Annotated in this window: 18 protein-coding genes; all 18 read right to left on the reverse strand. The window is 60.2% G+C overall.

Annotated elements, in window-relative coordinates; genetic code table 11:
* Positions 1-20: 20 nt before the first annotated feature.
* Positions 21-2,933: an ABC transporter permease gene (locus C6W55_RS10695; RefSeq protein ID WP_286892642.1), complete on the reverse strand. Its 2,913-nt coding sequence runs from the start codon at positions 2,931-2,933 to the stop codon at positions 21-23.
* 3 nt (positions 2,934-2,936) lie between these two features.
* On the reverse strand, positions 2,937-4,058 hold the full coding sequence (locus C6W55_RS10700; protein ID WP_213484283.1) for an efflux RND transporter periplasmic adaptor subunit: 1,122 nt from the start codon (positions 4,056-4,058) through the stop codon (positions 2,937-2,939).
* A complete protein-coding gene (locus C6W55_RS10705; RefSeq protein ID WP_213484282.1) occupies positions 4,024-4,779 on the reverse strand; it encodes an ABC transporter ATP-binding protein in 756 nt (251 codons plus the stop codon). The genes C6W55_RS10700 and C6W55_RS10705 overlap by 35 nt, the downstream gene beginning before the upstream one ends.
* Positions 4,780-5,101: 322 nt before the next feature.
* Positions 5,102-6,205, reverse strand: coding sequence for an ABC transporter permease (locus C6W55_RS10710; RefSeq protein ID WP_015255120.1), 1,104 nt, complete (start codon positions 6,203-6,205; stop codon positions 5,102-5,104).
* Positions 6,205-7,131, reverse strand: coding sequence for an ABC transporter ATP-binding protein (locus C6W55_RS10715; protein ID WP_286892643.1), 927 nt, complete (start codon positions 7,129-7,131; stop codon positions 6,205-6,207). Before C6W55_RS10715 ends, C6W55_RS10710 begins: the two co-directional genes overlap by 1 nt.
* 163 nt (positions 7,132-7,294) lie before the next feature.
* Positions 7,295-8,398, reverse strand: a complete 1,104-nt coding sequence (locus C6W55_RS10720; protein WP_286892644.1) for an SGNH/GDSL hydrolase family protein — start codon at positions 8,396-8,398, stop codon at positions 7,295-7,297.
* Between the two features lie 25 nt (positions 8,399-8,423).
* Positions 8,424-9,482 (reverse strand): glycosyl hydrolase, encoded by a 1,059-nt coding sequence (locus tag C6W55_RS10725; RefSeq protein WP_286892645.1) that lies wholly within the window; start codon positions 9,480-9,482, stop codon positions 8,424-8,426.
* Between the two features lie 89 nt (positions 9,483-9,571).
* Entirely contained in the window at positions 9,572-10,567 is a 996-nt protein-coding gene (locus tag C6W55_RS10730) for a carbohydrate ABC transporter permease (protein WP_015255125.1), read from the reverse strand.
* 23 nt (positions 10,568-10,590) lie between these two features.
* Complete coding sequence (locus tag C6W55_RS10735) at positions 10,591-11,493, reverse strand: carbohydrate ABC transporter permease (protein WP_015255126.1); 903 nt, start codon at positions 11,491-11,493, stop codon at positions 10,591-10,593.
* Positions 11,490-14,066 carry a DUF5696 domain-containing protein gene (locus C6W55_RS10740; RefSeq protein WP_015255127.1) on the reverse strand — a complete coding sequence of 859 codons (2,577 nt, stop codon included), beginning with the start codon at positions 14,064-14,066 and terminating at the stop codon, positions 11,490-11,492. The genes C6W55_RS10735 and C6W55_RS10740 overlap by 4 nt, the downstream gene beginning before the upstream one ends.
* 15 nt (positions 14,067-14,081) lie before the next feature.
* Complete coding sequence (locus C6W55_RS10745; protein ID WP_015255128.1) at positions 14,082-14,699, reverse strand: Yip1 family protein; 618 nt, start codon at positions 14,697-14,699, stop codon at positions 14,082-14,084.
* Entirely contained in the window at positions 14,689-16,143 is a 1,455-nt protein-coding gene (locus C6W55_RS10750) for an NHL repeat-containing protein (protein WP_286892664.1), read from the reverse strand. Before C6W55_RS10750 ends, C6W55_RS10745 begins: the two co-directional genes overlap by 11 nt.
* Before the next feature lie 20 nt (positions 16,144-16,163).
* The gene (locus tag C6W55_RS10755) at positions 16,164-17,033 is read right to left on the reverse strand and encodes a carbohydrate ABC transporter permease (RefSeq protein WP_015255130.1); all 870 of its coding nucleotides are present in this window, start codon (positions 17,031-17,033) and stop codon (positions 16,164-16,166) included.
* A gap of 4 nt (positions 17,034-17,037) precedes the next feature.
* Entirely contained in the window at positions 17,038-17,910 is an 873-nt protein-coding gene (locus tag C6W55_RS10760) for a carbohydrate ABC transporter permease (protein WP_086010550.1), read from the reverse strand.
* Between the two features lie 105 nt (positions 17,911-18,015).
* The gene (locus C6W55_RS10765; protein WP_286892646.1) at positions 18,016-20,952 is read right to left on the reverse strand and encodes an extracellular solute-binding protein; all 2,937 of its coding nucleotides are present in this window, start codon (positions 20,950-20,952) and stop codon (positions 18,016-18,018) included.
* Between the two features lie 488 nt (positions 20,953-21,440).
* Positions 21,441-22,829: an ABC transporter substrate-binding protein gene (locus C6W55_RS10770; RefSeq protein WP_286892647.1), complete on the reverse strand. Its 1,389-nt coding sequence runs from the start codon at positions 22,827-22,829 to the stop codon at positions 21,441-21,443.
* Between the two features lie 423 nt (positions 22,830-23,252).
* The gene (locus C6W55_RS10775; protein WP_015255134.1) at positions 23,253-24,293 is read right to left on the reverse strand and encodes a LacI family DNA-binding transcriptional regulator; all 1,041 of its coding nucleotides are present in this window, start codon (positions 24,291-24,293) and stop codon (positions 23,253-23,255) included.
* An 80-nt stretch (positions 24,294-24,373) separates the two neighbouring features.
* Entirely contained in the window at positions 24,374-25,261 is an 888-nt protein-coding gene (locus C6W55_RS10780; protein ID WP_015255135.1) for an ATP-binding cassette domain-containing protein, read from the reverse strand.
* Between the last annotated feature and the right edge of the window lie 4 nt (positions 25,262-25,265).

Here is a 25,265-nt window from a genome sequence, read left to right on the forward strand (position 1 = left end):
TCGGCCGACGTCTCCATCGATCACCGCTCCTCTCCCATCTTCACGGCCTGATGTACGCGCAGCCTGCGGATATGCAGGAACAAGAGCGCGGCGCCGGTCAGCAACATGAATCCGACGACGATATACAGCTGAATCGCATCCTGCTGCTCGAAAATGACCCGGAACGGCGGCACGGCATTGGCGACATTCTCCGCCGTCTGCAGGAACGGCAGGAACAGCCGGCTGGCCACCTTGCCGATGATGAAGCCGAGGCCGATCGCCAGGCCGCCCGTGAAGATCTGCTCCAGGAGCAGCATGCCGGTCAGCTGCTTCCTCGACAGCCCCATCGCGCGCAGCACGCCGAACTGCACAATCCGCCCGGACAGATTGAAGAACCAGTAGAGCAGATAGCCTGCCAGCGAGATGATGACCGAGACGAGGAAACCGAGACTGAGAATGCCGAAGACGCCGCCGCGCGTCGGATGCTTCGACTGGGTGATCAGCTCGGACCGGACATCCGTGACTGACGCCAGCTCGATGCCTTGATCCATCAAGGCTGTCACGATCGGCGCCACCTTCGCGTCCGGCTTCATCTTGAGCCATACTTCATACGGAATGAGCGGCACCTGGTCGTAGATGTAATCCAGATTGGCGATCACGAACGGCGATTGATCGGGATACTGCGACGGCCAGTATGGCAAAATGCCGACGATGACAAATTCCAGCATGCCGTCCGTCAGCCCCACCGAGATCAGATCGCCCGGCTTGAGCTGATAGCGCTCCGCCACATTCGACGGAATGATGGCCGCATGTTCGTATCGGCCCAGGAAATCCAGATAGTAGAACGGATGGATCGGGAACAAATCTTCCCGGAACCAGGCGACCTCGGCAAATTGGTCGTTGTTGATGCCCATCAGCGTCCCCTGACCGATCGACCGGCCGGAGACAACGATGTTGCCCCTCGTCTTGAGCACGCGCGCCGCGGCTTCGACGCCGTCCAGCGTGCGGAAGATTTCGAACGGCGGCTCAATGTAGTTGATGCGGGTCGGCGTACCCGATCCGCCGCCGGGATTGCCGCCGGGTCCTCCGGGATTGCCGCCCGGGTTGCCGCCGGGATTCTCGCCGGGGTTTCCGCCCGGATTCCCGCCGGGGTTTCCGCCGGGGTTGCCGCTCTGAGGCGGCACTTCCGCGCGTCCTTCCCACACGGTCTGGATGATGACGTCCGAGCCGTAGCGGTACAGGATGCGCTCGGTCGAGTTCAGATCGATCGTGCGCGCCGCCGCTGCGTTGTAGACGCCGAGACCGAGCGTCAGGATGAGCAGGATCATGAGCGGATAGTACGCGCCGGACGAGCGCGACAACTGCGTCAAGGTCAAATACAGCGGCAGCGGCAGCATTTTCCGCCCGAGCCATCCGATCAGCTTGAGCAGCAGCGGGAACAGCCGCAGGCAGAACAAGCCGATGGCGAAGATGGCGATGGCCGGGACAAAGAACAGGAACGGATTGACGTTCAACTGATCCGTCGTCATGCCGGTCCGGAACGTCAGCATCTGCCGCTCGTTGAACAGATACCAGCCGTATCCGGCTACGCCGATCAGCGCCACATCGAGGAACCAGCGCTGCCAGAGCGGTCTGCGGTCGCTTCTTGCGAGCTGCCGCTTGTAATCGACGATCGAGGACCGCGCATACAGGATGGCCGGGATGACCGTCGACAGAATGGCGAGCAGCACGGCCGCGACGCCCGCGATGGCCGCCTCCGTCGAGAAGCCGACGGGGATCGCCTTGCGGTCCACGAACGTCAGGAAGCCGTTCGCCGAACCGATGCTCTTCGCCATGAACCAGCCGATGAGCGGTCCGAGCACCAGCGCGGTTCCGCCGAGCAGCAGCCCTTCCAGGACGTAGATCCAGATGATCTGCCGCGTGCCGGCGCCGCGGCTGCGCAGGACGGCGATGTCGCTCCGCTGCTTCTCCAGCGATTGCTTCGCGTTCATCGCAATGAAGTAGAACACCATGGCGATCATCGGCGCGGCGAGGGTGAAGAGCAGTGTCTGCAGCTGCAAGCCTTGCCGGCGGAATTCGGTCAGCGTATTCGCGAACGAGATTTCCACCCGCGTGTCCTTGAGCAGCTGATACAGCTCGATATCGAGCCGGTCCAGCGTCCTTCTGAGCGGCGCGAGCTGGCTCGTCTTGATCTCGCGAAGATCGAAGGAATAGTACCAGTAGGCGTTGTGAACCGGCACCCCCGCGCCGATCAGCTTGTCGGCGAAGGCGTCCTCGCTGACAAGCAGCGTATTCATGATCGACTCAAGCCCCTGAAACCAGTAGGGATCGGTCTGGTCCAGCGGCATGTACGCGCCGACGATCTTCACCTTGAGCACGAGATTCAGACCGCCGTAGATCGGATAATACAGTTCGTCTCCGATGTGCAGGTCGTTGCGGTAGAGCGCCTCTTCCAGCATGACAGCCTCGATGACGCCGTCGTCCGCGCCCTCGTCGCCATACATGCGGCCCTGCATCATCTCGACCTTCTCTTCAAGACCGGACATCGTCGCGATCGTCATCTGCCGGACGCGGCTCGCATCGACCTTCGTCGGGTCGACCGGCGCCGTCTCCGTGCCGCGGATCGACCGGACGGAAGCGAACGTGTCATATGGGAATCCGATCCGCTCCGGCACTTTCTCACGGATGAAGGCATCCACATCGGGAAGTCCGGCCTGGTCGGCGGCGGTGGAACCGCCGCTCGCCTGATAGCGGATGAGCAGCGAACCGGCCGGCATGCCGGTGCTTTTCTCCCGGAGCGAATCGGCCACGACCCGCTTGAGCGCGCCGTCCGCATACATCGGTATGCTGACGGTGAACGCGACGGCCGCGATCAGCCCCGCCGCCGTGCTGAGCGTCAGCCAGCGGGTATTCCACATTTTGCGGAACAGAAACCGTAGAAGCGGCATACCCATCGCTTATCGACCCACGACTTTCTGTCCCGGCGTAAGACCTTCGAGGATTTCAACCAGCGTCGCCGTCTGCTGGCCGACCGCCACATCGACTTCGCGCTTGCTGCCGTCCTCTTCCACGACTTGAACGTAGGTCCGGGAACCGATCGTCCGGAGCGCCGATGGCGGGATGACGATCGCGTTCTCCTTCCGGTTGATGATGACGTTCGCCGACAGCGGCGTGCCGCGGTTCACGCCTTCCGGAATGCCGCCGATGTCGATCTGCACATAATCTTCCGGCCGCTCGGAGCGCTGCTGCTGCTGGGGAGGCCAGCCCCCGTTTCCTTCGTCGTCCGATTGCGCAACCGGCAGCAGCGAGACCTTGCCTTCGAACTTGCCCGCCCCGTTGATGTCGACGACCGCCGGCATGCCGACCGCGATCTTCTCCAGATCGCTCTTCGAGAAATCGGCGGTCACCACCAGCCGGCCGGTGTCGGCGATGGTGACGACCGGATCATACGCCTTGATGAGCGCGCCTTTCTCGACGTTCACCTGGACGACGGTGCCCGAGAACGGCGCCGTAAGCACCGCTTTCGCGATCTCGTTCTCCAGATCGACGATCGCCTGCCGCTGCTCTTCAAAGCTGATGACTTCCATCTCGTAATCGACCGGGTCCATCTCGTCGCGTTTGCGGATCGTATCCTTCATCCTTGTCTCCGCACTCCGGAACTGCAGCTTCTTCTGGCGCAGCTCTTTCTCCATGTCGTCCACGTCGAGCACGGCGATGACCTGCCCGGCTTCCACGTAGTCACCCGGCTTCACATTCAGCGTCCGGAGCCGCTTCCCGTCCAGCTCGAAGAACAGCGTCTCTTCCTGCTGGCTCATGATTTTGCCGAGCGCTTGCACTTTCGATTCAAGCGTTGCGGTGGTTACCTCGTATTCCGGCTTCTTCGAGATTTGCGGCGGCGTGATGTCGGGCAGCTGCTCTTCCTCGCCTTCATCCGGCAGCAGCGCGCATCCTCCCACCGCAATCGAGGCGGCGAGCAGCATGGCGGCGGCAGCCGGCACCCGGCGCCGGAAGAAGGCGGCAGCCCGCTCCATCAGTCCGCGCGGCTCAGATGAATTTTCCGTCAACCATTTCATAGACATGATCGGCAACCTCCAGAATCGTAGGGTCGTGCGTCGTCATACAGATCGTGATTTGCTCCGTTTCAATGATCGCCCTGAATACTTTCATGATCTGGGCGGCCATCTGGGAATCGAGCTCCGCCGTCGGCTCATCCGCCAGGATCAGCCTCGGCCGGTGGGCAATCGCCTTGGCGATGGCGACCCGCTGCTGCTCGCCGCCGGACAGCTCGAACGGGCGATGGTGCATCCGCTTCCCGAGACCGACCAGCTCCAGACATTCGGTCACCCGGTCCTTCCATTCCGCCTTGGGCACGCCCGCCATCCGCATAGACAGCTCCACGTTCTCGTAGGCGGACAGCAGCGGCAGAAGCGCGTACGCCTGAAAAATAAATCCGATCTCCTTCCGCCTCACGTTCGTCCGCTCGTCATCGCTCATCCGGTGGAATGCGTACGGTCCGAACTGAATCTCGCCGCGGGTCGGCGTATCCAGACCGCCGATCAGATTGAGCAGCGTCGTCTTGCCGGAACCCGATCGGCCGCGCAGCATGACAAGCCGCCGCGGGTGCAGTTCCATGTCGATCCCTTTCAGGACGTGCAGCTTCTGTCCGCCGACGTCGAAAGATCGTTCGACGCCTCGGGTCACAAGAAGCGGTCCCGCTTCCTCCGGTTCCCGGCCGCGCGCATCAGCGGCCGCGGCAGCTGCGGCATCCTGCCGCTCTTTGGTCCGTCTCAGCCGCAGCATGTCATCAATCCACTCCTTCCAATCTGCACGAGGCGGCAATCTTCAAATGATAAGACTTCATAAGTTCCGCGCTGATAACCGGCTTATCTTTCACCGCAAAACGGACGCGCCCGCCCGGGAGGACAGTGCCAGCCGTTTTTGCTTGACCTATCAGTTAGACGGCGCAACCCCGGAAAAAGTTACGAAAAATTAATCAAAGAATTGTTTCGCGTCATTTTTCGTTCCAGCTCTTCCGCTTTGTGGAGAAAAAAAGCCGCCCCCTGCTCATACGCGCCGGGTGACGGCCGGTTGCAATTTGCGACACGAATCGGCATTTCACATTTTACCAAGTGGCGGATCGGCGGCGGAACAGCAGGGTGGCCAGGAGGAACGACGCGACTCCCCACGCGGCGAGCACGGCAAGATTCAGCCACATATCCGCGTTCATCCCGCTGCCGTAGATCATGCCGGCGCGGATGCCGTCCACGAAGTACGTCAGCGGCATCACATGCGACACCGGCTTGAGATAGCCCGGCAGCACATTGACATCGATGAAGATGCCGCTCAGGAACATCATGATGAAGCTGACGAGATTCGAGATGCCCATGTAACTTTCAAGCGTCTTGCTGGCGGCAGATATCAGGTAGCCGAGCCCGGAGAAAGCGAGCGTCCCGACGATGAAGATGAGCAGGAACGTCAGCGGTGAGAAGTCAACGTTCGCCCGGAAAGCCGCTACGCCGATGAGCGTCAGCAGGATAACCTGCACGATGCTGAGGACGAACCTGGCGCCCACATTGGCAACCCCGAACAGACGCATGTTAACGGGCGTCATCTTGAGCCGCTTCAGTAATCCTTTGCGGCGGATTTCGACGAGTCCCACCATGCCGAACAGTCCCGATTGAGCAATGGACAGCGCGATCACGCCCGAGAGCAGAAAATCAGAAACTTTCAGGCGGTTGTGGCTTGCCGATACATATTCCGTCTTCAGATCGAACGCGGGAGCAATGCCGGTTGCGGCCTGATTGGCTGCTGCCGTCAGCTGCCCCGCAATGCTGCCCAGCGCCTGGGACGTCGAGCTGGTTTGCCCTTCGGCGTTGAGCAGCAGCCGGAAATCACCGGCTTCGCTGCTGTCAGGCAGGACAAAGACGGCGTCGAGGCGTTTTTCTTTCAGCCGCTTCTCCGCTTCCTGAAGATCGAGATCCTGCTCGATCTTCAGCACGCCGGTCGCTTCCGCCGATTGAACGAACGCTTCCGCCGCCGCGCCGGATTTGTCTCCGACGATTGCGACCTTTGCCGAGAAGTCGCTGTTGCCGCCGAAAATGATCATGAAGATGACAAGCAACAGGACGGGAAACATGATCGACCAGAACCAGACTTGCCGCTCGCGAAACGTCTCTTTGAGTTGCGCGTCGAACAACATGCGAAGCTGCTTCATGTTTTTCGCCATCAGTCTCTCCACTCCTTGCCGGTGAAGGCGATGAATACGTCCTCGAGGCTCATCTCGCGAATCGAAATCTGCTCGACGGTCAGCCCGCTTTCCGACGCGAAGCCGAGCAGATGGTACAGTGTCGCTTCCGGCTTCCCGGACCGGATCCGGAGATGCGCGCCCGTGCGATCAACCCGCGTCACGTTCGGCTCCGTCCGGGCGACGCCTTCCGAAACAGCGGCCTCGGCGTCGTCCGCAAGTTTCAGCTGGATTTCGCGTTCCCGCGTCAGCCTGCCGACGAGCGCCCTGGGCGTGTCCATGGCGATGATCCTGCCCTGGTCGATGATACACACCCGGTCGCTGAGCTGCTCGGCTTCCTCCATATAGTGGGTCGTGAGCACCGTCGTCTTGCCGATCTCCCGCAGCTTGAGCACGATGTCCCAGATGTTGCGGCGCGCTTGCGGATCAAGGCCCGTGGTCGGCTCATCGAGAAAAATGATTTCCGGGTCGTTGATCAGGCCGAGCCCGATCGCAAGGCGCTGCTTCTGGCCGCCCGACAGCGTCTTGACCATTTTCCGCCGATGATCCGTCAGATTGATCAGCTCCATGATCTCCGGGACCGGCCGGTGGCGGTCATAGAACGAAGCGAACAGCGCCAGATTCTCCTCGACGGTCAGCAGATCGAACAGCGCGCTGGTCTGAGGCTGGACGCCGATCCGCATTTTGATTTTCTCCGCATCCCTGTCCCAGGTCATGCCGAGCACCGAGATCGCGCCGCTGTCGGGGCGCTGCAGTCCTTCGATCATCTCGAGCGTCGTCGTCTTGCCGGCACCGTTCGGGCCGATAATCGTGAACACTTCGCCCCTGTTCGCCGTGAAACTCACTTCCTGAACCGCTTGCACGCTGCCGAAAGACTTCGACACCCGCGATACTTCCAACACATGCATAAAGCGTCCCCTCCTGACGCGCAATTCACAGCCGCGTACGTCTGCCGCTGCACGCCCCCACTATACCGCCGTCCCGGCCGTTCCGCCACGGTCCGAAAACGGAAAACCGGCTCGGTCTGAAGACCGAGCCGGTGAACCCGCGCCTTTAGGTGAACCCGCGCATTTATCGGATTGCGGCGGCAAGCGCCAGCCGGAAGTTCGTCCCGCCGCAGTCCGGGCGGCTGCCATGGATCACTTCCAGTTCAAGCCGGTGCGGACCGGGTTCCAAAGTCTCCGTCAGCACGGAAAGCCGGAACCAGCCGTCCGGACCGACCCAGTCCGGCCGTTCGCGCGCTTCCGTTCGCCATTCTCCGCCGTCGATCCGCCACCGGAATTCGGCGGACGTCTTGCCGAAATCGAAGGCTAGCGCGACGCCGCGCCCTTCGAAATCGAGCTCGAACCCGGCGCCGACGGCGGCCGTCTCCAGCACCTGGTCGATCCATGCGTGATACAGCCAGCGCCGGAGCGTCCACGGCCCGCGGGTCCGGACCGCATCAAGCGGCAGAAGCACGCTGTTTCCCCAGTGGTCCGGATGCAGCGGCTGCGCCAGCGCCCTCGCCCGCGCCGCATCCCACGCCGCGTCGGGCTGCCGCTCCAGCGCCTCCTCGAGATAGCGGATGACCGCTTCCGCGTAGGCGTAGCTGCCGCGGCTTGTCGGATGGAGGCCGTCCGGCAGCCATTCCTCCCAGCGCATAAAGCCGCGGCGCACCTGATTCAGCGCGTGCAGCCCGACCCAGACCGATCCGGCGCCGTAATGTTCTGCCATCTGCTCGAACTCCGCGATCGACGCCGGCATCCTGCCCTCCATCATCGCCTCGTACATGTCGTGGCAGAACGTGTAGACGAAGACGAGATCCCTGCCCCCGTCTTCCAGCAAGAGCTTGCGGATGAGCCCTTCGCGCGTCCGCATCCGCCGGTCGGTCGGCGTGTCGTTGTCGTTGACGGCGAATTCGATGAATACGATATCGCAGCCGCGGTCGATCAGATCGCGCTTCGCCCTGAGCACCGCGAGATCGCTGCCCGTGGCGCCGATCGCGGCATTCTCGACGACGAAACGCGTGCCCGGATAGCGGTCGACCAGCCAGGCGATGACCGGTTCGGGCCAGTTGTGCCGCGGCCGGCCGTCGGTAATGGAACCGCCGATGAACCCGATTACGGCCCGCCCGTCGCGGATCGCCTCTTTCAGCCTCGTCAGCCCGGCGCGATGCATGATCACCTCGAGTGTCATGCGATATCCTCCCGACGTCCATGTTTCATCGTTTTTCCCCGTTTTCCCTTTCCTCCGGCAGCGGGTAGCGCGTCAGATCCGGCAGTTCGTCCCGCGTCACCGTGAACGGGTGATCGTAAAATTTTTTCAGCATCCACCGTTCGGTGTACTGTTCACCGACAACCCACGCTCCGTCTTTCCGCTTCTCGCAGACGAAAGAACCGTACCAGGTGCAGTTCCACGCCCACGGCGCGCCGTCGGCGATCATCCGGTCCGGATCGGGCAGCGGTCCGTTCTCCGTCAGCGCGATGATTTTGTTTTTCGCCGTATATCCCAGCGCCTGCTTGAAGCGGTCGATGTGCGAGACATACGTCCGTTCCGGCGGGTAAATGTCTTCGCCGATGATGTCCACGAAGGCGTCGCCCGGATACCAGTCCTTGTGCTGGCCGTTCCATACCCAGATCAGATTGTCAAGCGCATGTTTCCGCGTCAGCTGATCGAACAGGATGCGCCACAGCTTGATGCACGGTTCCGGTCCCTTCGCTCCCCACCAGAACCAGCCGCCGGAAGCCTCGTGGAGCGGCCGCCAGAGGACGGGGATGCCCTCGTCCCGCAGCTGCTTGAGACGGGCGGCGATCGCATCGATGTCGCGCATGAGGAGGCCGAACGCCTCGGACGAGTCGTCGCGCAGCGCCGCCTCGATGTCGAAGGTCGTCGCTTCCGTATAGAACCCGCGGTGCCAGCCCCGGTCCGGCGGCTCGTCGATCAGATCCGCCGGCGCGTTCCAATGCCAGCAGAACGTCACGATGCCGCCCTGCCTCCACCAGTCGATCGCGCGTACGGTATCCGTTCCGACCGTTCCCCGCTCGATCCGTGACGGCGAGTCGTTCATGAAATCGAACCCGCCCACGGCCGGATATTTGCCCGTCGCGCGGAAAATGACGTCCATCTCCGGCGTCTCGTCAATGCCGTATTGCTGCCCCGTCAGCATCCGCCGGCCGTACAGATCGCACAGATACGCCATCAGGCGCCTGGCATTCTCCGACGCGCGGGGACTTACCAGCGTCGGTTCGACGTTCAGCCGGCCTTGCAGATGCTCATTCATCCTTCGGTGCCTCCTTGAGCAAAAGCGCTCCGGGCGCGGCTTGATCCGCGCCCGGAACCGACAGTCCCGCAGCGGCATCCTCCGGCCGGTCAGCCAACGACGCCGGTGCGCTCGACGCTCTCCACGAAGTAGCGCTGCACGAACAAATACATGATGATGAGCGGCGCGATCGCCATCAGAATGCCGGTATCGACGATCATCGCCACATGGTTCGGATCCGCCCTCGCCTCCGTTCCGACCAGGCCGAGCAGTTCCGGCAGGAACTTGTTCACGTTCGCCGGCAGGGCCGCGACTGCGTTCGCCATCAGCTCGCTGTTGCTCATGAACAGCGAAGCGTAGAACGTATCGTTGTACTGCCAGACGAAAGCGAACAGCATCACGGTGATGATCGGCGGAATCGCGTTCGGCAGCATGATCGTCAGGAACGTGCGGATGCCGCCCGCCCCGTCGATCAGCGCCGCTTCCTCGATCTCCTTCGGCAGCCCGCGGAAGAACTGCCGGAATATATAAATGTAGAGACCCGATTTCAGGCCGACGCCCAGCGCCGATGTGATGATGGAAGGCCAGTAGGTGTTCAGCAGGTTGACGCCTTCCTTGCCCGTGAACAGCGTGACGAGCCCCAACACGTCGAAGTTCCGGAAATGCAGATACATCGGCACCATGAGCGTGCTCGCCGGGATGAGGATCGTCAGCACGACGAGCGCAAACAGCACATTGCTCCCCGGAAACTTGAACCGTGCGAATCCGTAGCCGGCCAACGCGCAGGATGCCGCCGACACGATCGTGGTCACGATGACAAACAGCAGCGTGTTTTGCAGCAGCGGCCAATAATTGAGAATGTCCATCGCGTACTTCACGTTCTCCATCGTGAAATGGACGGGAACAAGATAGATCGTCGGGTTGTAAATGTCCTCCGGACTTTTGAACGCCACGGAAATCTGCGTCAGGATCGGCCGGATGATGATGAAGCCGATGCCGATGATGAGGACGAGCCGGAAAATCGACCACAGCCACGCCATCGACTTGTTCCTCACCCGCTGATACCGCAGCACGATCGCTTCGTTCTTGAGCAGTTTCGCGTCCATGATCCGTTCCCTCCTTTCGTCCGTCAGTTGTGGTAGAAGACTCTTCGCGAGATCAGAATGCCGATGATGACCAGCAGCAGACTGACGGCAATCGTGTACAGCCACGCCATAGCCGCGCTGAGGCCGAAATTCTGCGACTGGAACGCCGTCTGATAGATCCGCTCCGTTACCGGGCTGTCGGCGAACGAGTCGATGATCGTATAGATGACGTTCGTCAGGATGAGCGGGCTGACCATCGGGAACGTAATCTTCCAGAACGATTCATACGCCGTCGCGCCGTCGATCTTCGCCACTTCATACATCGAAGACGGCACCGATTGCAGCGCGGCGAGGAAAATCAGAATCTGAACGCCGGAGCTGCTGATGATCTCGTAAATCCGGTTGATCGCTTCCGCGATATACTCGACGAACCAGAGCGGTATGCCGGCATTGCCCAGCATCCGGACGACCATCATCGGGTCGAATCCAGACTGCTGCTGGGCCAGCTCCTGCGCAATCTCGGAGCTGCCGGTGAGCTGGATCAGACCGGATTGCTGCGCCGCGGCGACGGCGCCGGACGCCAGGATGACCGGCAGAAAGAAGACGGCCCTGGCGACCGACCTGCCCCGGAACTTCTGGTTGAGCAGCGTTGCCGTGAACAGGCTGAAGAACAGGATCATCGGCACGTCATAAACCATTTCCAGTATGGACTGCGTCAGCACCCGGTTGAAATCCGGGTCGACCGCGAGCGCGAACCTGAAGTTCTCGATACCGATGAATTCGAGCGTGAACCCGTTCGGCGCCACTTTCAGTTCGCTGAAGCTGAAGCGGATCGACTCGAGAAGCGGCGTCAGGAACAGGAAGAGAAAGCCGATCAGCCACGGCAGGATGAAGAAGATCCCGAGAAGCGATCGCTTCTGCGACAAGGTCAATCGTTTCTTGATCATCGGGAATCACCGCCCACCGTGAAGTTTTTCGCCTCGATCTTGACGCCGCCCACCGTCACCGGTTCATCGGTGTAGTTGACGAAGATCGCCGTGCCGTCCGAGTAGCGGACTTCGACGACGCCGTCCCGGTGGCGGATATGCTCTTCGATCGTCTGTGTCCGAAGGCCCGCCAGTGCGCCGTTCAGCCGCGCGTACAAGTCGGCTGCCTCGTCGATCCAGTCGGTATACTGCGTCGAGAACATGTAGTCGTAGCGCGTAAATTTCAGTTCAGACGACGATTCGTACGACCACAGGAAATGCGGGGCCGCGCCGTATTCGGCCAGACGGAGCAGATGCTCGCGCGTATCCTGCTCGTCGTGCAGATTGATCGGCGAACCGCCGTACTCGATGGACCCGTGCAGCACCATCTGATAGAACGGCACCGTTTCGTCCACGATGTTGAAGTTGCTCGTTTCCATCGGCACGTTCACGATCTGGTCCGCGTAAGGCAGCGCGTACGCGTTGCCGCCGGTGATCAGTACGTCTCCGTAGCGCTCGCTCAGCTTCGCGAGCTGCTCGGCGGCGATGTTCTTGGCGTTCTCGCGGAAGACAACGCGTCTTACCCGATAGTCCGCGTGAACGAGGTCGCCGAGATCCCGCAGCGATACCGCGTCAATGCCGTACTTGTCGTATCCTTTCATAAACTTGTCGACGAAGTGCGGCAGCTTGGCCGGCGACAGCAACCAGTAATCGCCGAGGAGAGGGTTCATCCGGTTCAGGGCGCGGTCGTAAGGATGACGCCACGCCTGCTCCCGCGTCACGAAGCGCGCCGCGTCCGCCGCAGGTCTGAACGTGAAGTTGTCCCTCAGCACATGCTGCAGCGCGACGTCCGGGTAGAGCCCGCCGCCCATCGACTCGAGCCGGTCCGCGAGGTTCCGCAGGTCTTTCCTGCTGCCGAGCTTGCCCACCATATCCACCTTGGACGGAAGCGTATGGCTGAGACCGCCGTTGAACCAGCCGAGATACCGCATCCGCACGTTGCGGATGCCGCGGGATTCGAGCGCGTACGCGATTTCGCCGGCTTCCTCGACCGTCGTCATGGCCACAATCCCTTTGTACGGCACGCCGAGGAACGATTTGCGCTTGTCAATGGCGCCGAGCACGTCGACATAGAACGGCAGATCGCCTTCCGCCTGCAATGGCTTCAACTTGCCGGCCGCGCGAAGGCGTTCGCGGTACAGCTTCGCCATGCCGGAATAGGTGGCATCCGTTCCCGAAAGGAAACTGAAGCGGATCTGCAGATCCCCGGTATAGCGGTCTTCCGTGAGCAGCTGGATCTCCTCGACGCCCCGAGAACCTTTGTACAGTTCGAGCCAGTCTTCACCGCGGATCATGAAGCTGGCGTAGATGTTGTTGAAGCTGTTCTGCCGGCCGCTGATGTCCGCCGTGATACTCGCGATCGCTTCGCCGAGCTCGATCTCGGCGAGCCAGGCATGGTCCCCGGATTTGAGGCCGAACACCGGAAGCCGCGCGGATTCCGCGATCTGTTTCCGACGCCAGGCGTTGTCGTTCATGTCGTCACCATAGATGCGCTGGCTGTACACTTCGGCGTTCTTCTTGCCGTTGTTCAGATAGATCAGGCCGCCCGATCCATCCGGTACGAGCATGTAGCCCTGTTCCTCCGGACCGGCCGCGCCGAAAAATTCAAGCAGCTCGATGTTCCGGATTTTGAAGCCTTCCGCTTCTTCGATCTTGCTGCCCGGCACGTACACGACCAGCGAGTCGCCCTCGAGCCGGTATTCGACGACGACCGTAAAGCTCGGCTTCTCGGTCAGGGCGCCGCCGATGCCGTTCTCCTCGTTGTCGTACGCCAGGTCCTCTTCGGTATACCCGGCCTGCTCGAAAGCGGCCAGCACCCGGGCGAGGACGAGCGGACGCTCGACATACGAATCGAGCCGCTCCAGCACTTCGGGATCGGACTTGGTCGCGGCGTAGGCCCGGCGGAGCGCCGCCTGCGCCTGTTCGTCGACTTTGCTCATGATCTTCTCTTCGAACCGGGCTTTGCTGATCCGCTTCGGCAGCGCGTCGATGCCGGCTTCGGCGTCGCCGAGAACGTAGGTGATCCTCAGCCCGTTCTCGATGCTCTCCGTCGTGAATTGCCCGTTCGTGACGCTCATCGCGTAGTTGGTGAACGTGCCGAGCGTTCCGATTTCATCCCGGTAGTTCACCGTCACCTGCGAGGCGAGCGCTTCTTTCTCATAGGGCGAGGCGATCGGATCGCTGTCCAGGTCCTCCGGATTGCTCCGCCACACTTTGCCGCTCCGTTTGTCCAGCACGGCGATCTCGGTCGTCTCCTCGTGGTAATACAGCGCCAGGGCATCCGTCTCCGCGACCGGCTTCATGCCCGGAACGGCGTTCCGGCTGTCCGCGAGAAACTTGAGTTCGGACGCCTGCAGCATCTCCGCGGAATCCGTCGCATAGCGGGAGACGTCAACCGCGGGAGCGCCTTTCGTTGCAATGTAATACGTCGTGGCTGCGATACCGGCGACGAGGACGAAGGCCAGCACCGCGTACCACTTCTTGCGTCTGTTCACTGGTGCGGCCCCCTTCTAGCGGAATATGAGTTCACGATAAATGTCGTAGACGAACCAGTATATATCCATGCTGATCGTAAGCGCCAGCGCGCCGAGAAAGACGATGATCCCCATCGCAATGACGGTCAGGATGAGGGTGATGACCGCCTTGGCCGCCGTATACTGGTGAATCGTCATGTTGCCGACGAACAGCAGGTAGAGGAACCAGATGGCGCCGAAGGTGTTCAACATCCAGTAGAACGCCGTCTCCTCATTGGTCATGAACCGGCTGATGAAGGTCAGCGGCAGGTTGATGAGAATCATCGGCAGCAGCGCGTAGGCCGTCGCGATGACGATCTCCCTGAACTTGCCCTCGCCTTCCATGAGCGTCGTTACCGACCAGTTGGCGACGCAGAACAGGATGAACGGCAGCACCGTGTACATCAGATCGTACAGCGTGTTCAGGTAGCGCGGATCGTTGAAATTGACGAGAAAACCGGCGAACTGATTCATGAGCGACGTGGCGACGACCATCAGCAGCAGGATCGTCATCGCGACGCGCAGTCTGCCCTTGTTCTCGTATTTCAGATCCCAGAACCCGTCATACGGGTGGAAGATGATGTGGAACGGGAACTTGATCCAGTCATGCTTCATGACCCGCACTCCTTCCCAGCCGGACTCTCCTCGCGATGCGGAAGGCGACGAACGCGGCGATCAGAACGATGACTGTCGTCATGAACGTGCCGAAATGCTCCTGCATCACTTCCCTGCGGTATCGCTTGAAGGCGATGGAATAATATTTGCGCGACATGCCCAGCTTGAAATATTCCATCGCTTCCTTGTTCTCCTTCGCCATGAGCAGCGATTTGCCGATGCCGAGATAAGCGATGTCATAGTTCGAATTGAGGCGCAGCACTTCTTTCCACAGCTCGACCGCAGCCTCGGTGTTGCCGTTGTAATGGAGCGCGGTCGCTTCATGGACCAGCCGGCCGAACCTGGTCGGCTTGAAGACGACAATGTTGTTCTTGCCGCGGTCGAGAACGAGCAGTTTGTCCTTCTGCCATTCCACGGCGACCGGCGTGTTGAAGACGCCGAGCTGGGTGCCGCGGCCGCCGAAAGCGTAGAGCAGTTCGCCCTCGTCATTGTAGGTGAACAGGCGCGCCCGGTTCGAATCCAGCACGACATACATGCCATCGCCGATCACCTTGATGTCGGTCAGCTTGGACGGACCCGAATTGTTGCCATAGATCCGGTAGCGAATGTCGCCGACGTTCGGATAATGGCCGAACCGTTTGATGACGTCCTGACCGAGCGGATTGATCCGCTTGATCGTTTCTGTCGAACCGACGTCGATGTTCGTCGCGTACACGAATCCCTTGTGGTCGATATCCAGGCTGGAGAACTCCGTCGGAATGAACAGCACCATCTGCGCCTTCTGGGCGTCCGTCGCCAGCCAGCGCCACAGCCGGTCGGCCGCGCTGGGCTGAACCTTGATTGTGCCGACGTACCCGAGGAATTCGCCCTTCTCGTCGAACTGCATGATGCCCTCGTACACGCCGCGCGCGATGACGAAAATCCGGTCCGCCCGGTCCGCCGTCACCCGGAGCGGCGCGAACTCGAAGTTGTCGGGCAATACTTCGGATTGCGGATTCTGGACGATCTTGACAAGCTTTCCGTCTTCCGTCAGCACGACGACGCGCCGTTTGTCCGTGTCCGCAATGTAGATCTCACCGTCTTCCGCCACGAAAATGCCGTTCGGATTGCCGAAGGTGTCGGACGTTCCGTTGTTGTCGAACCCGTCGATGATGCGGGTAACGTTCCAGTTTTCATCCAGCACGATGATGCGGTTGTTGCCGCTGTCCAGGATGTAGACGATGCCGTCCTTCGTCACATAGATGTCGTTCGGCATCTTGAAATCGCCGACGCCGAGCCGCAAGCCGTCCACGGTCCGCTCCGGCAGGAACGGCGCGGGCAGCGCCACGGCATCCCGGTAATAGTTGTAGGTGTACGCCTCGTAAGGCGCCGCCGCCTGGGCGGCGGGCGCGGCGGTCAATGCCAGCAGGGAAATGATCGCCGCTAGCAGAAGCGCTTTCTTCATTCTCACGCGTCGATCCCCCCTTAGTCCTTCATGCCGGACGTCGCCATCGTCTCGATGATGCGGCTCTGCGAGAAAATGAATATCGTGATCGGCACGCTCATCAGGATGAGCGCGACCGCGGCCCCCACACCCGCGCGCGCGATGCCGCCCTGGATGATCTGGTTCGAAGCGAAGTGGAGCGTCTTGAGCTGCTCGCTGTAGATGAAACCGTTGCCGTCCGTCCCCCACAGAATCTGGAAGACGAGGATGATGAGCGTCAGCCAGGCCGGCTTCACGTTCGGCATGACGATTGACCAGAAGATGCGGTACTCGCTGGCGCCGTCAATTTTCGCCGCCTCCAGCAGCGCGTCGGGAATCTGCTCCATGAACTGCTTCATCAGATAGAGCCCGAGCGAGTAGGCGAACGCCGGCAGGATGACCGCCCAGTACGTGTCGACGAAACCGAGCCACGACATGATCATGTAGTTCGGAATCGATGTGACCGCCGGCGAGAACATGAGCGACAGGACGACGATCTGGAACAGCACGTTCCGTCCCGGGAATTTGTGCTTGGCCAGCGGATAGGCGGCTGCCGAGGCGAAAATGACGTGTCCCAGCACGCCCATGCCCGTGATGAACACGGTGTTGAAAATGTACCGCGTGAACGGCACCCACGAGTTGCCGAGCAGTTCGACCAGATCGATGAAGTTGTCGAACGTAGGGTTGCGGACGAACAGCCGCGGCGGGAACAGGAAAATTTCGTCCAGCGGCTTGAACGCCGCGTTGATCGCAAAGACCAGCGGCAGCGCCATGAACGCGCCGAACACCGCCAGGAACAGGAACAGCATGAAGCTTCCCAGGAAGGACCGGTTGACGCGTTTTCTGCGGCGCAAGGACAGAATCATGTTCATGCGTTTATTGCCCCACCTTCCTGAGAAGTCGTTGGACGATCAGGTTGGTGCCGACCATCAGGATGAACAGGACGGTCGCAATCGCGGAAGCGAAGCCCATCTCGAACCGGATCGTGCCGAAGTCGATGAGGTGCGTGACGATCGTCTCGGCCGCGTAGTTGACGCTCGGAAACCCGGCGATGTTGATCGACACGTCGGCGACGGCCAGCGACGTCGTCAGCTGGATGACGGCGCCGAACATGAGCTGCGGGCGCATGGACGGCAGCGTGATGTACCACAGCTCCTGCCAGCGGTTCTTGACGCCGTCGACGGCGCCCGCCTCGTACAGCGTCTTGTCGACCGTCTGCAGGCCGGCGATGAACGCCAGGAATCCGGTGCCGAGGCTGAGCCACAGCTGAACGAGAATGAGGATGGGCAAAATATACTTTTCCGTCTTGAGCCACAGGATCGGTTCAAGAATGATCCCCAGCTTGATCAGCCAGGCGTTCGCGATGCCGTACCGGTCCCCGGAGAAAATGATCTGCCAGATGAAATAGACGTTCCCGGAAATCGACGGGGCGTAGAAGACGAGCGTCATGAACGCCCTGAGTTTCGGCCCGAGCTCGTTGATGATCCAGGCGAAGATGAAGCAGGCCATATAGCTGACAGGGCCGGTGATGGCGGCGAACAGCAGCGTGTTCTTGACGGCGATCAGGAACACGTCGTCCTCAAGGAACAGCCGCGCATAGTTCTGCCAGCCGATGAACCGCGGAAATTCGAGCATGTTGAAATAGGTGAAGCTGATCAGCAGCGACATGAAGACCGGCAGCACCGTGAACGAAAAGAACAGCAGCATGTAGGGCGCCATCAGAATGTACGAATGCTTGTGCAGCTTCATTTCCCGTTTCCGGGTCGCCCACCATGTGCGCAGGCGCGTCTGCCTGCCGGTGCCTGCCGGTGCTTGTGGTTCAATGGCGATATTCGACACGTTCAGTCCCTCCTCTTACTCCGGCAGGCCGAATTCTTTGCGCTTCGCGCGAATCTCGTCGTGAATGTATTCCACGTATTCGATGATCGTCTCCCGCGGCTCGTTGTTGCCGTTGACGACGACCCGGTAGAACGCGTTGATCAGATGGCGTCCGGTGAAATACCCGCCGGGCACTTCCGGGATGCCCTGCACCCACTGGAATTGCTCCTTCAGGTTCGTATAATCCTGCACCGGCCAGGGCAGGCTGTCGAGCGCCTCGATGTTGGCCGTCGGATACCGCGCCGCGGCGCCCATCAGGGCTTCCATCTCGCGGCCGAATTTCGTCTGCGTCTCGGCGGACGTCCACCATTTCATGAACGCCCAGGCTGCTTCCTTGTCCTGCGCGTTCTTCAGCATGATCGTGCCGACGCCGGTGCTCGTCACGTCGTGGCGGACCGTGCCGTCCACCTGCACCGTGCCCGGAACCGGCGCGAATCCCCACATGCCGCGGATTTCCGGCGCGAAGACGGTGAGCTGGTTGTAGATCGTATAGTCCCAGATGCCGATCGGCATCTCACCGGTCCGGAACCGGTTCGCGAAATCGAACTCGCGCTCCAGCTTGTAGTCGGTATAGAACTCCGTCCACATCTTGAACGTCTCGATGGCGACCGGTGAATCGAGCCCCGACGCCCGGCCTCCGTCGCGGTAGAATTCTCCGCCGTTCTGCATGAGCAGCGCCGCGAACAGCGGGTTCGGCGGCAGGTTCTCGCCGGGATAGGACGGCGTGATGACGAGCGGCAGCCCGAACTGCATGTTGTTCTTGTTCAGGACGGCCAGCAAGGCGGCGACGTCTTCCCAGGTTTCGGGCACTTCAAGCCCCAGTTCCTTCAGGATGTCCTTCCGGTAGAACAGCATCGGGAAGGTCTGCGTCTCCGGAAGCGCATACACGCCGCCTTCATACGTGTACGGCACGAGCGCGCTTGGCCGGAAGCGGGCCGCCACTTCCTCGAAGTCCGGGAATTGGGTCAGATCGACCGTCGCGTTGCGCATCGCGTAGTTGACCGGGATGTCGCTCGCGATCTGCATCGCGACATCCGGCCCCTGGCCCGCCAGTGTGGCCGGCAGCAGGTTCTGCATCTGCACGAGCTGCAGGTTGACGTTGATGCCCGTCTGCGGCGTGAACGTTTCGTCGATCATCTGCTTCAGCGTGTTCGCCTGGTCGCGGCCGCTGCCGATCCAGACGGTGATCGTGCGCCGGGCTTTCTCGTCGACGACGTTGCCGATCGTGTTGTAGTCGATGATGAACGAGTATGCGAACGTCAAGACCTGGTGCCTGAGCTCGCTGAACCATCCGCTTCCCGCCTTCGGGAATTTGACATCGGGCGAAGCGACGTAGAGCTCGTCGATCTCGAGCGGCATCTCCCGCGCGGTCAGCAGCCAGGTGCCGAGTCCGCCGGTGTTCTGCTTGAAAGCGACCAGCCGCCGTGGAATCGTGTCCGGGTCGTCGATCATCTCTTCGAGCTGATGGTACATCGTCTTCAGCATCGCCTCGGAGTTGCCGCTGCCGCCGGACAGCCGGCGCAGCTCGTCGCTGATCCGCTTCAGCCGGTCATGCTCGTATTGGAATGTCTCGAGCAGGTTCGGAATCTGGATGTGAACCCGGTAGTCGCGGAACTGGTCCGGAGAAGAGCCGGTGATCATCAGGATCTTCCGGTACATGCTGTTCAGGTTGAACAGGCTCTCCTCGACTTCACGGATGAGCGTGGCGAATTCACCAAGCGTATTCTCGAGCCGGATCGTGTTCTTCCCCTTGTTCAGCTTGACGAGGTACGCTTCTTTTCCTTCGCCGACGACGTCGATCCGATAACCGCTCTTGTATTTGAACGCGATACGGTCCGCCTCCCGGAACGGAATTTCGCCGTTCACATACAGCCGGCGCGTCGAATAGATGCCGCGGACAAAATTTTGCTGCGATTTGAACGCGATTTTGTACAGGCCGGTCTCGGGAACTTCCACTTCCCATTCGATCCATTGCCCCGGTATGCGCCAGTTGTAGCCGCCGATCGTGTTGATGCGCACTTTCGACGGGCTGTACGGCGTGACCGCGGAGGTCGAACGCTCGGTCTGGGGGTAGAGCGTCGGCGATGATTTGGCTGTCGCATCCTCGCCCTGGACGGTGAGCAGGAAGCCCGATGTTTCCTTGAGTCCCTCTGCGCGAAATTGTTCGATGACCTCGGCATAGGGGGCCGGCGGCTTGTATTGGAACAGCTTCAGCTGGCGGATGACCATCGGCTCGCGCGACGAGACGAGCGAGATCGTATGGCGGCCGGCCGAGAAATAGATCTGGAACGGCTGCTCGTAGTAGCCTTCATAATCCTTGAACAGCATCTCCCGCCATTCGGGCTTCTCGATCTGCTGCGGACGAAGGTCGTTGCCGCGGTTGTCGCGCTTCACTTCGTCGTACTGATTGTCCCAGATCCGGTCGAACTGCAGATAGGCGGCTTCCTGGAACGGCACCTCGCCGTCGATCAACAGCATCCGTTCGATGCTGGAGCTTTTCCCTTCGATCGGATAGTACAAAATCGAAACATGGTAAAGCCCGCTCTCCGGAATGTCGACGGTCCAGTCCACCCGGCCCTGTTCGCCGGTGAGCAGCGAAGCGCCTTCCTGTCCCTCGAATCCGTCAAGCACTTCGAAGCCTTCTCCGTGAACCGCCTGATACCGGGCGGCGTCGATCACGATCTCCCTGTCCGGAAGTGCAGCGCTTTCATATTGGACCAGATAATCTTTGTATTCGATTCGACCGTCGACGAGATCGTACAGATCGTTGACATCGAATGCCAGGACGGTCGACAGATTGCCATCCGCGGCGGTATCGGCCTTGACAAGCGGACCGGGCGGCAGCAGTCCGAACGCCGTCACGGCACACAAAGTGGATATTGCGATGTTTCTCAGCCGTGGTATCCCCTTCAAGGTCAGCCCTCCCAATTCAGTAAAACGGCTTTCGCCGTCCCGCGGACGGCCGCATCCGTTTTGCGTCGAAAGACAAGCCAGCCGATCCATGCTTATCTTTCAAACAAACGGCGAACCCGCAAGCTGGCTTGCTCGTCCGCCGCACATGAGCGCAACGCCCCTCTTCCGACGATGCCTCAATTACATAACAATCGTATCATCGAACAAAACAATAGTCAATTATAATTCAATATATTCTTAGTATTTTGTTTGGTGTTGTTTTTCATTCGGAATGTATTCCGCTGTTGGGGGAAGGCAGATGTATTCTTAGAATGACGCGGAATTAAGCGTTGAACCACGCTTGTTTTTTCAAGCGGAGCGCAACGGTTGGCGCGCGGTCTGGATGCCCGAAATTTTTGCATAAGGAACCTAAAAATAATAACAAGAAGAGGTGCACCATGTTGCGCGGTACACCCCTTCCTCCGTCGATTACCGGCAAATACCGGTTGTTATCTTACCTTCTCAAGCGCAGCTTCCGCGTCCTGTCTGTACTTCTCGATGGTGGCGGATACCGATTGGTTCTGCATGATGATTTCATCCATGATGGCGTAGAACGGGAAGTCGGGGATGCCTTCTTCGAGCGAGAGACGACCCGTGCCGTTGATATGCTGCAGCGCCATGTCGATATCCTCCTGCGTCTTGAAGCGGGACTCCAGCCAGTCTTGACCGAGATATTCGGCCGTCGACTCGAAGTCGAAGCTTTGCTCGAAGATCGAGTAGACGATTTGCGGATCCTTGACGCCCTTGAGAATGAACCAGGCGTTCTGGGCCGTATTCGCATACGTGGTCTTGCCGTCGGATTGCGGGCCGGCCGGGTTCGGCACGACGCCGACTTCGAAGGTCAGGTCGCCCATGTTCCAGTCATAGTTGACCGACATGAGGACGTCGCCGTCCTTGAACGTGTTCGTTTCGTTCCAGTCCATCTTGTTGCCCGTCTTGACCTTGACAACATTCTCGACGTTGTACAGGCGATTGACGAATTCCAGTGCTTCGATCATCTTCGGATCCGTCATGCCGAGCGTCAGGTCTTCGTTGACGAACAGCGCGCCGTTCGTTGCGCCGAAGTGGCGGGCTGCGTCAGCCGCCCAGCCGGCGTAGCCGAACGTGTCGAGCGTGCCGTCGTTGTCCGTGTCGCGCGTTGCATCCTTCGCCAGCTGCAGGAACGTTTCCCAGTTCCATTGGCCGGCATTGTAAAGTTCTTGCGGATCTTTCACGCCGAGCCGCTTCACGAGGTCGCGGTTGTAGTACATACCGACGATCGAAACGCCCGGTTCGCCGAAAGCATACTCAACGCCGCCGATCGGCGTCAGCTTCCTCATCAGGCGTTGTTCGTTGTTGATGTCATCCGTTGCGCTGGTGAATTCGCTGAGCGGGAGCACCAGGCCTTGCTTGACGACCGGGATGGACCGCTTGACTTCCATGATCGCGATGTCGGCGAACGGCTCGCCCGCGAGCGTGGACGTCGTCAGTTTGTCCATGTATTCTTCAAACGGAATGTTGATCCATTCAAACGTGAAGTTGTATTTCTCTTCCAGTTCGGCAATCTTGTCGAGACGCGCCTGCTCATCGACCGTGTTGCCCGCCGGTTTCGGGTCCCACCATGCGGCTACGCGGATCGTGCGGCCGCCGAGGTCGACCGGCTCCGGCTCATCCGCGGGCTGCTCCGAGCTGCCATTGTTTGCCCTGCCGCCGCTGTTGGAGCCGCTGTTTTCGGTCTGCGTACCGCTGTTTGCGCTGCCGCCGCTTTCGTTGTTGCTTTTTTTGCCCCCGCCGCCGCACGCTGCCAGAACCAGCATGACCGCGACAAGCAACAGCGAAAGCACTTTCATTTTTTTCATCGCCAAACCTCCCAATTCAAGATCGAGTTGCTCTGTAAGCGCCGATTGACGGCACTTGAGCGGCCGATCGACATCGGCCAATCCCCCGAGGAAACGTTTACAACAAAACGCCCGACACTACAGCTGCCCATCACCACCGCAACCTATATTCGGATTTATTGCAAAACAATCATATCACCGCAAGTATATTCAGTCAATATTTATTTGGTTTGTTGCGTCAATTATTTTTTAATTTTGTTTGGTTTTGTTTTGTTGTGCATGCTTGTTTGTTAGTCAAACAACATCAGGCGGTTCTTCCGAAACGGCGCTGCCGCATGCCGCTTCGGAAGAACCGCCTGATTGCATCGCCCGCCCCGGGCCATCCGTCAAAAATGTTACGCGCACACTGCATCCGTCACGCTGCCGGAACGGCGCGCCGCCCCGTCAGGAACCCGGCGAATGGTTTCCGGTATAAGCGTGGGATTCGCGGATGATGACATCGCCGTACAGCAGCTTCCGCTCGACGGCCGAATCCCGATTCAGAATACGCCACAGCATCTGGTCGACGGCGCGCATGCCGAGCAATTCTTTGTTGACATTCACCGTGGCGTAGATCGGGTGCGTCGTGTTCGTGTTGTCGAATCCCGTTACCGCGCAGTCGCGCGGCACGTCGAAGCCGCGTTTGCGCAGTTCATCGATCATGAACTCGGCGATCGTGTCGTTGACGCAGACGAATACTTCCGGCAATTCGTCAAGCGGCAGCTCGGGAATCAGCTTGTACAGCCGCTCGCTCGCATCAGGACTGATCAGTGCGGGATCCTGCTTGTGCTCGATGCCGTAGCTTTCCAGCGTCGCCCGGAACGCCAGCCAGCGCTCGAAGTAGCTCTGCGCATCGTTGATCGTGCCGACAAACTGGAAGCGCCGATATCCTTTGCCGATCAGCTTGGTCGTCAGATCCTTCATGCAGTTGTAATTGTCCGTGAAGACGGTGTCGCAGTGGAACGCCGGGTCGGCGTGGTCGACCATGACGACCGGAATGTTCAGACGGCGGATTTCCAGCAGAATCGGCGTCGAGATCGTGCCGATCGTGATGATGCCCTGGATCGCTTCCGGCTTGACCAGCGAGAAAATATTGTCCCGCGACGGTTCGGTAAGCGTCAGGATGTCGATGCCTTTCTGGTTGAGCCGGGACGAAATGCCTTCGAACACCGGCCCCCAGTAAACGGACTCCTTGTTCTGGTACCGGATGTTCGGAAACAGAATGACAATCGTCCCCGTCCATTTGCGGTCGACTTCATCGTGCAATTCCCCGGAGAACCGCTTCGGTTCGTTGTTCTTGAAGTAACCTAGCTCTCCCGCCGCCTTCAAAATCATCTCCCGGGTCGCCGCACTGACGCCGCTTTTGCCCGTAAGCGCCCGCGATACCGCAAATTTCGAAACACCGGCGAGATCGGCAATCTCCTGGATCGTCACTCTCCGTTTCATCTTCCCTCATCCATTCCCATCCATTCCCCGAAATTTCGTGTCGAATCTGGATTGCTCCTATCATTATACCAATTTTCGTCTCACTGTTCCTTATTTCCCGCATCCGCGGGCAGCAGCACAATCCGGTCGTTCTCGAGCCTGAGCAGCACCTTGTCGGCGTCCTTTGCGCCGACCGCTTCCAGGTAATGCTCGGGGACCTGGATGCGGCCCGAACGGTCCATGACGGCGTATTCAATATGGGTGTCGAAGGCGTCGTCCGCCCCGACGCCCGCTCCGGCGTCCCCGCTCTGCCGGAGGATCATCTCGGATGACGTCCGCCCGTCGCGAATCGCAACCACCCGTTTCACCTGCTTCGCCAGGCTGAGGTCATGGGTGACGATGACGATCGTCAGCCCGAGCTCGGCGTTCAGCTTGCACAGCAGTCCCATGATCTGCGCGGACGTCCGGGTATCGAGCGCGCCCGTCGGTTCGTCCGCCAGCAGCAGTTTTGGCCGGTTGGCCAGGGCGATGGCGATCGCGACCCGCTGCTGCTCGCCTCCCGACAGCTGCTCCAGGCGGTTGTTCGCCCGATGGCCGAGTCCCACCGCATCAAGCAGTTCCATCGCGCGCATCCGCTTCTGCTTCCGGTCGTGCAGCAACATCGGGATTTCGACGTTTTCCCGCGCCGTCAGATAGGGAATCAGGTTGCGCGCCTTGTTCTGCCAGATGAAACCGACCGTCTCCCGCTTGTAGCGGGTCAGCTCCTTGTCCGTCAGCTTCAGCATGTCCTTGCCGTCGACATGCAGCTTTCCCGCAGACGGGCGATCCAGTCCGCCCAGCATGTTCAGCAGCGTCGACTTGCCGCTGCCGGAGTTGCCGATGATTGCCATCATCTCGCCCTGTTCGACCTGCAGATTGAGCCCCTGGAGCGCCACGACTTCAATATCGGCCGTCTTGTAAATCTTCACCAGATTCTCGCAACTGATCATCGGA

The sequence above is a fragment of the Thermobacillus sp. genome, assembly GCF_003390775.1.
In the GTDB taxonomy this organism is placed as follows: Bacteria; Bacillota; Bacilli; order Paenibacillales; family Paenibacillaceae; genus Thermobacillus; species Thermobacillus xylanilyticus.

What these genes read in the sequence shown, in the direction of transcription:
- C6W55_RS10695 (WP_286892642.1), bottom strand. Translation starts at nt 2,933, where the DNA reads ATGGGTATGCCGCTTCTACGGTTTCTGTTCCGCAAAATGTGGAATACC.
- C6W55_RS10725 (WP_286892645.1), bottom strand. Translation starts at nt 9,482, where the DNA reads ATGAATGAGCATCTGCAAGGCCGGCTGAACGTCGAACCGACGCTGGTA.
- C6W55_RS10755 (WP_015255130.1), bottom strand. Translation starts at nt 17,033, where the DNA reads ATGAACATGATTCTGTCCTTGCGCCGCAGAAAACGCGTCAACCGGTCC.
- C6W55_RS10775 (WP_015255134.1), bottom strand. Translation starts at nt 24,293, where the DNA reads ATGAAACGGAGAGTGACGATCCAGGAGATTGCCGATCTCGCCGGTGTT.
- C6W55_RS10730 (WP_015255125.1), bottom strand. Translation starts at nt 10,567, where the DNA reads ATGGACGCGAAACTGCTCAAGAACGAAGCGATCGTGCTGCGGTATCAG.
- C6W55_RS10770 (WP_286892647.1), bottom strand. Translation starts at nt 22,829, where the DNA reads ATGAAAAAAATGAAAGTGCTTTCGCTGTTGCTTGTCGCGGTCATGCTG.
- C6W55_RS10780 (WP_015255135.1), bottom strand. Translation starts at nt 25,261, where the DNA reads ATGATCAGTTGCGAGAATCTGGTGAAGATTTACAAGACGGCCGATATT.
- C6W55_RS10735 (WP_015255126.1), bottom strand. Translation starts at nt 11,493, where the DNA reads ATGATCAAGAAACGATTGACCTTGTCGCAGAAGCGATCGCTTCTCGGG.
- C6W55_RS10760 (WP_086010550.1), bottom strand. Translation starts at nt 17,910, where the DNA reads ATGAAGCTGCACAAGCATTCGTACATTCTGATGGCGCCCTACATGCTG.
- C6W55_RS10705 (WP_213484282.1), bottom strand. Translation starts at nt 4,779, where the DNA reads ATGCTGCGGCTGAGACGGACCAAAGAGCGGCAGGATGCCGCAGCTGCC.
- C6W55_RS10750 (WP_286892664.1), bottom strand. Translation starts at nt 16,143, where the DNA reads ATGAAGAAAGCGCTTCTGCTAGCGGCGATCATTTCCCTGCTGGCATTG.
- C6W55_RS10715 (WP_286892643.1), bottom strand. Translation starts at nt 7,131, where the DNA reads ATGCATGTGTTGGAAGTATCGCGGGTGTCGAAGTCTTTCGGCAGCGTG.
- C6W55_RS10710 (WP_015255120.1), bottom strand. Translation starts at nt 6,205, where the DNA reads ATGGCGAAAAACATGAAGCAGCTTCGCATGTTGTTCGACGCGCAACTC.
- C6W55_RS10700 (WP_213484283.1), bottom strand. Translation starts at nt 4,058, where the DNA reads ATGTCTATGAAATGGTTGACGGAAAATTCATCTGAGCCGCGCGGACTG.
- C6W55_RS10720 (WP_286892644.1), bottom strand. Translation starts at nt 8,398, where the DNA reads ATGACACTCGAGGTGATCATGCATCGCGCCGGGCTGACGAGGCTGAAA.
- C6W55_RS10745 (WP_015255128.1), bottom strand. Translation starts at nt 14,699, where the DNA reads ATGAAGCATGACTGGATCAAGTTCCCGTTCCACATCATCTTCCACCCG.